Here is a 10882-nt window from a genome sequence, read left to right as displayed (position 1 = left end):
TGTAAGATATTTTAATTAGATGGGATAGAGAGAAATACCCGCAAACAAGGCTTATTCCATGTTAGCGGGCATGAACTGCGGGCATGAGCTGCGGGCATGTGTTTAGGATATGCGCAGCAGGCAATATTTACTGGTATGGGCTTATCGTCGATAACGCAAACTCGGTGTGCATTATCTCATCCCCCTTAATCCCTTTAAGCGCAATACGAATGGTAGGGTCTGCTTTTTGCCAATCGATTGTTAAATCGCCGTAGTTAACTTCATGAGTGTAATCACCCACACGGTGTTTATTAGGGCTAACATCTTTCCACTTTTCGGTAAGCCCAGAACTAGTCATCTCATATAACGGGTAATCTAGGTTTTGTTGATACTTAGACAGCTCACCCCAGTGGGTATCGCCACTGACAATAATCACACCATTTACTTTATGCTTTTTAATAAGCGCAAATAAACGCTCACGATCAGCCGGATAATTTGCCCATGACTCCCAGCCTGTAAAATCAGCTAATAGCTGCAAGCTTGAGGCAATGATTTTTATCTTCTCATCTGACTTAAGCTCTTGTTCGAGCCATTGCCATTGGCTTTCGCCAAGCATAGAGGCGTTTTTATCAGTTGTTGGGCTATAAGGCCCTTGTTTTGCAGGTTTTCGCTCAAGTTGGTAGGTTATCGCCGATACGTGATTTAACGGTGCGCGATTAAAACGCAGATCAGGCATGATGACTTTTACTGTTTGCTCACCTTCACCGTACGTGTACGAAGTGTAAATACCATCTTCACGAGTCCTGCGAGCAGAATCCGCAGGCTCTTGCCAAAAGTCGAGCATGATTTTTCGTGACTGCTGTTTTTTCGGGTATTCACTGCCAGCATCATTTTCGCCATAATCGTGGTCATCCCACATGGCAATGATTGGCGTATTCGCACGTAATGTTTTAAAGCCCGGCTTTTGCCCTAAACGTTGGTATTTATCAGCAAGTACCGACATATCTTCGGTATCACCATAAATGTTATCGCCAAGGAACATAAATAAATCGGCTTGCTCTTTGTTGATGGCATCAAAAATCGGAATAGCCTTGTCTTGATGACCACATGAGCCAAACAAAATTTTACTTGGCGCGGCAATCGCACTCACACTACTAACCAGCATTAACCCAGATAAGGCGCTTTTAAACAAACTAAAAGTTAAACTCATTTTAAAATCTCCTTAATTGGCGCGGCCATTTTCGGGTTAACTTGCTGACTGTTGACGCCTAAAATATTCAGCACAGTTGCCGCTACTTGCGCTTGTTTGAGCTCATTGCTTGGCTTAATTAAGCCTGTTGCTTTTATATCTGGGCCAATCGCTGCTAACCAAATATGCTCAGAGCCAACAATGCCGTTTGGAAAACGCTGCTTTCCTTGCTCCGAACGTGCCAAAGCACGCTTCGAACTATGATGCTGCCAATCATCAGCATGACTGCCACGGCCATGATCGGTCGTGATGATCAATGTGGTATTGTCTTTATAGCCCGGTGTTTGTTGAATTGTTTGCCAAAGGTCACGAATAAACGCATCGCTTTGTTTAGCCGATTTTAAATAGGCATCGTATTTACCGTTATGGGCAAAGTCATCGGTTTCACCCAAGCTAATAACCAGCAAACGCGGCTGTTTATTTAATAAATATTGTTTGGCAAATCGGTAGGTAAAGCTGTCGAGGCGAACATTGTGCCAAGGACTTGGGATCTCGCTTTGCATTTGGTTTAGCAGAGTCACTTCCTTTGACTTCACCGCATCAAAAGTTTCAAAGCCAGCATTAACATAAACCCCACTGCGCTCACGATTTACAATATAGGGAAACACATCCCAGCTACCAAAAAGCGCGGTTTTACCTTTAAATTCTGGCTGAGTATTTAAACTCTCTAAAATGGTTTTATTGGGGTTAGGCACTTTATCGTTACTATCGATATTTTCATCTACCATACCGGTTAAAATTTCACTGTAACCAGGGTATGAGAAATACCACGGGTTGCTTACCGACATGAATGAGCCTTGAGTTCTATCGCCAATCAAAACGCCTTGCTTTGCCAATGTTTCGCTAAAAAATGGCATTAACGCTTGAGTTCGTTTTGTTTGGTCATCTCGCCAAAAAAGCGCCTTTAGTTCATCTGTATCTGCAACAAAATCAGTGTTATCGATTAGGTTTTTATCTGCACCAGAGAACACTTCTTGCCAGCGAAGGCCATCAAGAGTAACGAGCACTACATTGTCGGCAGCTTTACTGTTTAAGCTTAATAGTGCTGCCGCTACCACCGCCGTGGCTAAAATTAATTTTTTCATATTTCACCTGCAAAAAAGCCCATCAACGATGGGCTATTTAAAACGTTAGCTTATTACTTAAAACTGCGCTGTCAGTGTTAAAGCTGCGGTACGTGGTGCACCAATAAAGTAGGTAGAGCCATTACCTGTACCACCTGCGAGATATGATTTATCAAACAGGTTATTCACCACAAATGCAAGGTCGAGTGATTTAAACACGCCTGAATCAAGACTGGTGTTATAACCTATGTTTAAATCAACCAAGGTATAACCATCAACTTTGTTACGTGAACGAGTTTGTTCATCAGTCCATGCACCTAAACGCTCACCTGTGTATTTAGCCGATAATCCAAAGCGGAAATCACCGCTGTAGTAGTCTGCCGATACCACAAATAAATCTTGTGCTGAGTCAATCACTTCATCACCCGCTTTAAAGCTGGCTGATGCATCTTCAAGTAACTCACCCTCGCTGTTGTAAGCACTTGGATCGTTCGATTGATACTCAGAGTTATTGTACGTATACGATGTGTAAAGGTTCCATTTGTCAGTCAGCATATAGCTTGCAGAAAGCTCAACACCCGTTGACTCAATACCACCTACGTTGATGTAAGAACCGTTCGTGCCAATCGTGTAGTCAATACCATCGGTATCACTGCCCGGAGCAATAAAGGTAATACGGTTATCAAATTCGATGCTGTAAGCGGTTGCCGTTAAACGTAAACGGTCATCACTGTAACGCACACCTAGGTCGATGTTTTCAGCTGTTTCAGGTTCAATTTCGGTCAGTGTTGATGAATCACGTTCAAGTACACCATCTTTAATTGCTGCAAAGTTTTCGCTGTAGCTGGTAAATAACTCTGTGCTTGCAGATAGCTGATACAGCACACCACCGCTGAATAGCACGTCTGAATCACTGTCGATTTTATCTGAGTATTCATCTTCAAAATGGTTATAACGCTGCAGCTCAACAAGATACTGTTTAGCACCTAAATTAAGCGTGAAATCACCTAAACTGATTGAATCTTGTACGTACCATTTGAATGTATCTGTTTCGAAAGTGTTCTTGTACTGTGTCCAATACGGCGTATGGTCAAAGTGATGATAGACACGGGCGTCAATAACTTTATGCCAGTCACGTGACTCATCGCGGTCTGTTTGTTCAAACCAAAAGCCGGCTTCAATATCATGATTAGCAAGGGTTACTTGGTATTCACCGGTCATACCTAAGCGGTCTTTTTTATAGTGAGTATGACGATACGACATAACTGGAATCGCATCATCTGGGTAACAGGCTGGGTTTAAGCCAGGGCCTGAAGACCATGGCCATTCTAAACTTGCCGTACAACCTGCAGCTGGTGCAAGTGGGTTGCCTTCGCTATCTGTAAAGCCATAGCTGCCAGCATTTTCGCCGCCAATCGTTGTTGGATTGCCATCGCCATCAACCGGCGACGTTAAATAAGGCGGGATCCAATCGCCACGACCTGAATTTTTATGATAGTAAGGCGACAAGCTTAAGTTTGAAGTGGCACTTAACGCGTAATCAAACTTTACATACGCAAGGGTATTTTCACGCAGTGTACCCCAGCCCTCAGCAAACATTTGATCAAAATGCGGCACGCCAGTCCAATTCCAAGTTAAACGATCCCAATCAGGGTTTTGTTCAAACTCACTAATGCTGATGCTGTTATAGTTAATTTCATGAACATCATCATACGAAACACGACCCGTTACGGTTAAGTCGCTAAAGTCTGATACAAACTTCGCTTCGATGTGCTGGTTGTCTTTACCACCATTGCTACCATCTCCAACCCAACGGCTGGTGTCTGTTTGCGAATAGCTGATATAAGCTTGCGTGTTATCAAACACAGTGCCGGTTTCGTGCTTAACAAAGTAACGGCTAGCGTTATGATCGCCCGTTGTGTAAGCAAACGTAGTGCTTTGCTCTGTGCTCGGTTGTGCACTCACAAAATTAAAAGTACCACCTAATGCTTCGAGTGATGCAGAGGCAATATCAGACGTACCTTGCCCTACTTCAACTGTTGCTAAGTTTTCGCTGTCTAAGTAACGGTTTGCTTTTGCACCGCCACCATAGTTAGAACCGCCATTAGGAATACCATCAATCGTCATACCTAATTGCTGTTGATTACCATCGATACTAAAGCCACGCATAGTAATGGTGGTTGACCAGTCGTCACCACCGAATGCATCACCTTCGTTGATGCTAATACCCGGTAGGTTATCAATCACGGCTAACACACTTGATACTGAACTTTGTTGCTCAAGCATGGCAGGTTCAATAACGTTATTTGCATAACTGGTTGGCTTTGCAACAACGGTAATTTCTTCAATTTCGTTAGTCGTGTTTGCATGTGCCGATGTTGCTAAAAGCGTTGCGATCACAAGGCTTAGCTTGGTTTTTTTTGCTACTGTGCTCATTGTTTTTCCAAGGTTACGTATTTAAAAGCGGGCACAGTATGCAGAGCGTGTATTACATTTAGGGTCAAAATTTTTGACACAACAGTTAAACAATTAATGCATTTTCATGGCAGATTTAAGACTTAACTGTTTAATATATAAGAAAGTATTAGAAAAAACGCCCAGTTAAATTAACTGAGCGCTTGTTGGTTGGACAATATTATTAGATTTTCTTAAATCAATTCAGCCAGCATTTCGTCGCTGTATGGTGTTAATGCTTCACCATTTTTAACTTTACTGATGTAATCTGGGTTCGCAATGAATGGGCGACCAATCGCAATTAAATCAAATTGGTTGTTATCGATAGCTTGATTAGCCGCCTCAAAACTATAGCTACCTACCCCTACTAAGGTACCTTTGTACGCACCGCGCATATATTCAGACGCCGACTTATCACCTAAGCTTGCAAAGCGCATGCTGTCATCAAAAATACCCACATGTAAGTACGCAAGATTACGTGTTTCAAGGGCTGGTAATAGATAATCGAATACCGCTTTATCACCGTCGCTTTCGGTCATATTAAAATACGCACCTGGCGATAAACGTAATGCAGTTTTATTTGCACCAATTGCTGCCACTACTGCATCAACGACTTCAAGAGCAAAACGCGACATGTTTTCTGGTGTTTGACCGTATTGGTCTTCACGTTGGTTGGCAGCAAAGTGTAGGAATTGATCAATTAAGTAACCATTCGCACCATGAATTTCAACCCCGTCAAAACCCGCTTCAATTGCATTTTCCGCTGCTTTTGCGTAGTCAGCAATCAAACCTTGGATGTCTTCGATGGTTGCCGCTTTTGGAGTAACGTAAGTTAACTCACGCATTCTCGGTACCGAACCTTCTACACCAATTGCTGATGGTGCCAGAACATCACCACCAAAAAAGTGAGGGTGTGCAACACGACCTACGTGCCAAAGCTGAGCAAACATTTTGCCGCCTTTGGCGTGCACAGCATCGGTGACTTTTTTCCAGCCTTGAATTTGTTCACTGGTAAATAGACCCGGTGTATTTGGGTAACCTTGCGCATCTGGACGAATAATCGTTGCTTCGCTAATAATTAAGCCCGCATCGGCACGGCGTGCATAATAATCAACCATTGCTTGGGTTGGTACGAGATTATCGTCGCTCATACAGCGTGTCAGTGGTGCCATTAGTACACGGTTTTGCAGCTCAATGCTGTCATTTAGTTTAAATGGAGAAAGTAAATCGGTTGTCATGGTTTTATCCTTATCTTGAACATACATTCAAGATAAGGGCGAAACAAACATACTTCAAGGTTTATTTTGAATAATCGTTCAAGATTACGTAAACTTCGTTTATACCAATTCGCTTAATTAAGTGGTCTATTTTGAGGCAAGAAAACCTCGTTGATAACAAGGCAAAAATTTCGTTATTTAGTTGTGCTCGGCAATTGCTCCTGCATTGCTCTACCTTCTGCATCCATGCAGTCGTAAATCAGAAATTTTTAACGCGGGTAGCGACAGGTTTAATCCCTCAAAATGACTAAGTATTATTGCGGATTGGTATTATATACCGTGAGGAGCCTTAATGAGAACTGCTGAATTTGATACTGAATTTGTACTACGCCAAGCAATGCATGCTTTTATGCAATATGGCTATGCGAAGACCAGTATGCAAAAATTAAAAGAAGTGACTCACCTTCATCCGGGCTCTATTTACGCGGCTTATGGCAACAAAAAAGGCTTATTCTTAGCCGCTACCGAGCAATATCAAAAAGACAGAAACCAACAATTTACTGCCCTTTTTAATGACCAACAATCAATTTTATCGACCCTCAAACATTACTTAACAGTGATTGTTGATGAATGTATTGAAGGTGAAGTTGCCAAGGTGTGCTTACTTACAAAGAGTATTTCTGAGGTTGAAGGCAATGACCCACAAATTTGTACTGTGCTACGTGGTAACCTTAATGCCTACGAGCATGCCCTCGCTGAGCAGCTTCAAAAAGCCCTTGATAACCACGAATTTAAAAGTAGCAAGTCAGCTCAACAGTTGGCGCGCTTTTTAGTGATGGGCATATACGGTATTCGTACCTATGCACTCACAAATCAAGATCCAAAATCTCTGCAACAACTTGCTGACGATCTATTCGCTGCATTAGTAAATTAATTTAGCTATTAACTTTACTTGTCATATTTATTTATCACCTTATGATTAAGGTGTAGCTGTGTATAACTAAAAGAGTGAGCCTATCATGAATAATGCAACTGCTAAACGTGTTGAAACTGAATTTGATACTGTTCTTGCCTTAGGGGCAAAGAAACGACTCGCTTATATGTTTGAAACGGTTCAAGAGTTTAAACAAGTGTGGATCCTCAATGACGAACATGGCTGTGTCATGCTCTCTAACGAAGACGACGACTGTGTACCTGTGTGGCCTAGCCGCGAATTTGCACAAAGCTGGGCAACCGGCGAATGGCAAGACTGCACACCAAAAGCCATTCCTGTAAAAGATTGGTTAAGCCGCTGGACACCTGGCCTTGAGCAAGATGATTTACTCATTGCGGTGTTCCCAACAGATCAAGACGACGGCACCATTTTATTCCCCGACGAGTTTGACTCACAGCTGAGAATGCCAAAGAAACGATTTTAAATATAAGGGAGCCATGTGCTCCCATTTTTTATGCGATTTGTTGTAACCGCAGTGCTGAAATATCTTTTATCGGTGACTTACCAAAAAAGCGAGTGTATTCACGACTAAACTGCGATGGGCTTTCATAACCCACTTTTAAGGCTGCAGAGCCTACATCAATTCGCTCATTCAGCATTAATTGTCTTGCCGCCTGCAAGCGCAGATTTTTTACATATTGCAACGGGCTCATTTTTACTACATCACGAAAATGCAGCCTGAATGTCGAGGGGCTCATGTGTGCATCACGGGCCAAATCATCAATTGAAAATTGACTAGTGTAGTTTTCTTTTAACCAACATAAGGTCTTGGCGATTTTTTGATGGGCTGAGCCAGACATTACAATCTGCCTTAAATAAGGGCTATGCGGACTATTTAACAAGCGCAATATGATTTCTTTTTTAATAAGTGGCGCAAGATTAGCTTTTAAGTGTGGCTCATTGTCGAGTTGAATAAGCCTCAGTAAAGCATCAAGTAAGCCGTTATCAGTATCAACCACCGACATAGCTTGGTGCTTAGGAAACTTGTCTTGCCCTGCAAACTCCATTTCAGCAACAATGTGGCTGATTTCATGAGTATCTAAACGCAAGTAAAGTCCATAAAATGGCTGCTCTTTACTGGCACGAGTAATATGCGACGCAACAGGCACATCGACTGAGGTAACCAGAGATTGGCCGTCAGTGTAATCATAACTATGCTCACCCAGCACAACTCGCTTTGCACCTTGCAAGCTAATGCCCAGTCCTAATTCATACACGCAGGCCATCGGCAATGAGACTTCGCTTCGTCTGAATACCAATAACTCAGGTATAGCTGTTTCAAAACTACCATCTGCAATCGCTATTGCTTTCACTGCTTCTATTAATGCCTGACGCATTTAGATTACCTCACATAAATACTCAATTAAGTGTATCACCGTAATTTAAGGTTAGGACCATTAAAGGTAACAGTTCGTTGTTTTAGGCAAAAATTAAATCATTTATGGCAAGCAGAAACGGCCATTATCGACCATAATGTATTTTCATTTTTTCGATTGCATGCTCTATGCAATCAGCCACTGCTACAAAACCTCAATACATTCAATACCTAAAATCAAAAGAGAAATTATGAGCCATAACAACACGGATTTATTTGTGTTTGTCGCGATCGCTGCTTTGGTCACCGTTCATGACAAGCCTTTGTTAAAACGAGCATGTCAGCACGCATTGAATGATGGCGTTTCAATGCAAGAGTTGTGTGATATTTTACCGCATATTAGTGTGTATTCTGGGGTGCCAAAAGCATTGCTGGCGCTAGAGATTTTAAACTCACTTGATGATATTCAAGGTTCAAATACATTGCTTATCAAGCGCACAGAGCAGCAGCTAAAAACTGCACTCACATTTGGTCAGCTGCCGTTTGGCATAGAGCAGCAGAACAACACTGTATTTGAGCTTGCCTCTTTAGGCGCTTTATTTGCATTAGACGATGCCAGCAGCTTAGTTAGCGAACAACTTAAACGCTGTGTATTACTTGGTTATAGCCGTGACCAACTTGAATTACTAGTGATAGAACTTGCAAGGAAAGTCAGCAGTCACATAGCCATGCGTGCTAAATGTAATCTTGAAAAGCACTTTGCTATGGTGGGGTAAAATTAAGAAATGGCGGTGACGGAGAGATTCGAACTCTCGATACGTTGCCGTATACACACTTTCCAGGCGTGCTCCTTCAGCCACTCGGACACGTCACCTAAGGCGCTAACTAAGATTTTAGCGAGGCGCTATAGTATGAAAACAACCCTACCGACGCAAGGGCTTTTTAAAATAGTGCAGTTAAGTGATTAGTAATCAAACAAAAAAGGCAAGGTGAACACCTTGCCTTTTGTATAAACATTAACGCTGAAGCGATGCTGAGAACTCTAACATACGGTTAAGCGACTTTAATGCGCCTTCGCGTAAGTCCATATCAACAAACACTTCTTTACCTTCAGGGTCTGTCAGTGCTTCTTCAATCGCTTTTAAGCCATTCATTGCCATCCACGGGCAATGTGCACAGCTTTTACAGGTTGCGCCTTCACCTGCTGTTGGTGCTTCAAAGAATTCTTTCTCTGGGCATAACTGCTGCATTTTGTAGAAAATGCCACGGTCAGTCGCAACGATGAACTTTTTGTTGTCCATGGTTTGCGCTGCTTTGATTAGTTGGCTTGTTGAACCAACTGCATCAGCTAAGGCTACAATCTCCGCAGGAGACTCTGGGTGAACCAATACAGCCGCATCTGGGTGTAAGGCTTTCATATCCTTAAGTGCTTTGGTTTTAAACTCGTCATGAACGATACAGGCGCCATTCCACATGATCATGTCTGCACCTGTGTTCTTTTGAATGTAAGAACCTAAGTGTTTATCTGGACCCCAAATGATTTTTTCGCCTTGCTCATCAAGGTGCTCAACGATCTCAAGCGCACATGAAGAAGTCACAATCCAATCTGCACGCGCTTTAACAGCGGTTGATGTATTTGCATACACCACTACCTTGCGATCAGGATGCTGATCACAAAACGCTGAGAATTCTTCAATTGGGCAACCTACGTCTAATGAACAGGTTGCAGCAAGCGTTGGCATAACAACGGTTTTATTTGGCGTAAGGATTTTTGCTGTTTCGCCCATAAAGCGAACACCGGCTACCACAATTACATCTGCGTCGTGCTTAGCGCCAAAACGCGCCATTTCTAGCGAGTCGGCAACACAACCACCTGTTTCTTCAGCAAGTGCTTGAATTTCAGGATCAGTGTAATAATGGGCAACAAGAACGGCGTTCTTATCTTTTAATAATTGTTTGATACGTGCCTTGTACTCAGCTTGCTCGTCTTTTGATAACGGAGCTGGCTTTGGAGGGAAGATATAATCTTCAGGCATAATTTGTTCAGCTAGACTCATTTCTCGACCACTTAGTCCACAGTGCATTCATGGCGCGAATTATACGAGAATATGACGCTAAAGAACAGTATTGCTGTGCGCTGTTAAGATAAATAAAAGATAACTTAGAAAGAAATGATAAATAAGAAATGGTGGGTCATGATGGACTTGAACCATCGACCAATGGATTAAAAGTCCACTGCTCTACCAACTGAGCTAATGACCCGCTCTGAATATTTAGATGCGTAAATCCGCCGATGTGAGATACCATTTTAGAAATGGTGGGTCATGATGGACTTGAACCATCGACCAATGGATTAAAAGTCCACTGCTCTACCAACTGAGCTAATGACCCGCTCTGGATATTAAGATGCGTCAATCCGCCGATATACAATACCATTAAAATGGTGGGTCATGATGGACTTGAACCATCGACCAATGGATTAAAAGTCCACTGCTCTACCAACTGAGCTAATGACCCGCTCTGGTATTAAATGCGTTAATCCGCCGATATAAGACCATTCAAAGAATGGTGGGTCATGATGGACTTGAACCATCGACCAATGGATTAAAA

At 42.5% G+C, this 10882-nt stretch carries 9 protein-coding genes and 5 tRNA genes (1 of these 14 running past the window's edge); 3 read left to right on the top strand and 11 right to left on the bottom strand.

Features of this window, described 5'->3' with window-relative positions:
• Nucleotides 1-127 precede the first annotated feature (127 nt).
• From NH153_RS13685 to NH153_RS13670, 4 genes are all read right to left on the bottom strand, one after another.
• Nucleotides 128-1189, bottom strand: coding sequence for an alkaline phosphatase D family protein (locus NH153_RS13685; RefSeq protein ID WP_063704763.1), 1062 nt, complete (start codon nt 1187-1189; stop codon nt 128-130).
• The gene (locus NH153_RS13680; RefSeq protein WP_063704761.1) at nt 1186-2313 is read right to left on the bottom strand and encodes an alkaline phosphatase family protein; all 1128 of its coding nucleotides are present in this window, start codon (nt 2311-2313) and stop codon (nt 1186-1188) included. The genes NH153_RS13685 and NH153_RS13680 overlap by 4 nt, the downstream gene beginning before the upstream one ends.
• Nucleotides 2314-2370: 57 nt before the next feature.
• Nucleotides 2371-4728: a TonB-dependent receptor domain-containing protein gene (locus NH153_RS13675; protein ID WP_063704758.1), complete on the bottom strand. Its 2358-nt coding sequence runs from the start codon at nt 4726-4728 to the stop codon at nt 2371-2373.
• Nucleotides 4729-4940: 212 nt separating this feature from the next.
• The gene (locus tag NH153_RS13670; protein ID WP_063704756.1) at nt 4941-5984 is read right to left on the bottom strand and encodes an alkene reductase; all 1044 of its coding nucleotides are present in this window, start codon (nt 5982-5984) and stop codon (nt 4941-4943) included.
• Between the two features lie 331 nt (nt 5985-6315).
• On the opposite strand from NH153_RS13670, the gene NH153_RS13665 reads away from it, so the two are divergent.
• Both NH153_RS13665 and NH153_RS13660 read left to right on the top strand, forming a co-directional pair.
• Nucleotides 6316-6897: a TetR/AcrR family transcriptional regulator gene (locus tag NH153_RS13665; RefSeq protein WP_063704754.1), complete on the top strand. Its 582-nt coding sequence runs from the start codon at nt 6316-6318 to the stop codon at nt 6895-6897.
• An 85-nt stretch (nt 6898-6982) separates the two neighbouring features.
• Nucleotides 6983-7381 (top strand): DUF2750 domain-containing protein, encoded by a 399-nt coding sequence (locus NH153_RS13660; protein ID WP_063704751.1) that lies wholly within the window; start codon nt 6983-6985, stop codon nt 7379-7381.
• 28 nt (nt 7382-7409) lie between these two features.
• Here NH153_RS13660 and NH153_RS13655 read toward each other — a convergent pair whose 3' ends face one another.
• Nucleotides 7410-8294: an AraC family transcriptional regulator gene (locus NH153_RS13655; protein WP_063704748.1), complete on the bottom strand. Its 885-nt coding sequence runs from the start codon at nt 8292-8294 to the stop codon at nt 7410-7412.
• 229 nt (nt 8295-8523) lie between these two features.
• On the opposite strand from NH153_RS13655, the gene NH153_RS13650 reads away from it, so the two are divergent.
• Nucleotides 8524-9048 carry a carboxymuconolactone decarboxylase family protein gene (locus tag NH153_RS13650; RefSeq protein ID WP_063704746.1) on the top strand — a complete coding sequence of 175 codons (525 nt, stop codon included), beginning with the start codon at nt 8524-8526 and terminating at the stop codon, nt 9046-9048.
• Between the two features lie 10 nt (nt 9049-9058).
• On the opposite strand, the gene NH153_RS13645 is transcribed toward NH153_RS13650, so the two are convergent.
• The 6 genes from NH153_RS13645 to NH153_RS21765 form a co-directional block, all read right to left on the bottom strand.
• Nucleotides 9059-9146: transfer RNA gene (locus NH153_RS13645), tRNA-Ser, on the bottom strand.
• A 142-nt stretch (nt 9147-9288) separates the two neighbouring features.
• Nucleotides 9289-10329, bottom strand: a complete 1041-nt coding sequence (gene nadA, locus NH153_RS13640; RefSeq protein WP_063704744.1) for a quinolinate synthase NadA — start codon at nt 10327-10329, stop codon at nt 9289-9291.
• A 129-nt stretch (nt 10330-10458) separates the two neighbouring features.
• Nucleotides 10459-10534 (bottom strand) — tRNA-Lys (locus NH153_RS13635).
• 53 nt (nt 10535-10587) lie between these two features.
• Nucleotides 10588-10663: transfer RNA gene (locus NH153_RS13630), tRNA-Lys, on the bottom strand.
• Nucleotides 10664-10713: 50 nt separating this feature from the next.
• A tRNA-Lys gene (locus NH153_RS13625) sits at nt 10714-10789 on the bottom strand.
• A gap of 49 nt (nt 10790-10838) precedes the next feature.
• Nucleotides 10839-10882, bottom strand: a tRNA-OTHER gene (locus NH153_RS21765) (it continues 94 nt past the right edge of the window).

This window comes from Pseudoalteromonas gelatinilytica (assembly GCF_001641615.1).
Classification (GTDB): Bacteria; Pseudomonadota; Gammaproteobacteria; order Enterobacterales; family Alteromonadaceae; genus Pseudoalteromonas; species Pseudoalteromonas gelatinilytica.
This window is presented reverse-complemented; position numbering and strand designations above follow the sequence as displayed.

Bases quoted from the DNA above. Each gene is read 5' to 3' on its own strand.
- NH153_RS13685 (WP_063704763.1), bottom strand. From the start codon at position 1,189: ATGAGTTTAACTTTTAGTTTGTTTAAAAGCGCCTTATCTGGGTTAATG.
- NH153_RS13680 (WP_063704761.1), bottom strand. From the start codon at position 2,313: ATGAAAAAATTAATTTTAGCCACGGCGGTGGTAGCGGCAGCACTATTA.
- NH153_RS13675 (WP_063704758.1), bottom strand. From the start codon at position 4,728: ATGAGCACAGTAGCAAAAAAAACCAAGCTAAGCCTTGTGATCGCAACG.
- NH153_RS13670 (WP_063704756.1), bottom strand. From the start codon at position 5,984: ATGACAACCGATTTACTTTCTCCATTTAAACTAAATGACAGCATTGAG.
- NH153_RS13665 (WP_063704754.1), top strand. From the start codon at position 6,316: ATGAGAACTGCTGAATTTGATACTGAATTTGTACTACGCCAAGCAATG.
- NH153_RS13660 (WP_063704751.1), top strand. From the start codon at position 6,983: ATGAATAATGCAACTGCTAAACGTGTTGAAACTGAATTTGATACTGTT.
- NH153_RS13655 (WP_063704748.1), bottom strand. From the start codon at position 8,294: ATGCGTCAGGCATTAATAGAAGCAGTGAAAGCAATAGCGATTGCAGAT.
- NH153_RS13650 (WP_063704746.1), top strand. From the start codon at position 8,524: ATGAGCCATAACAACACGGATTTATTTGTGTTTGTCGCGATCGCTGCT.
- nadA (WP_063704744.1), bottom strand. From the start codon at position 10,329: ATGAGTCTAGCTGAACAAATTATGCCTGAAGATTATATCTTCCCTCCA.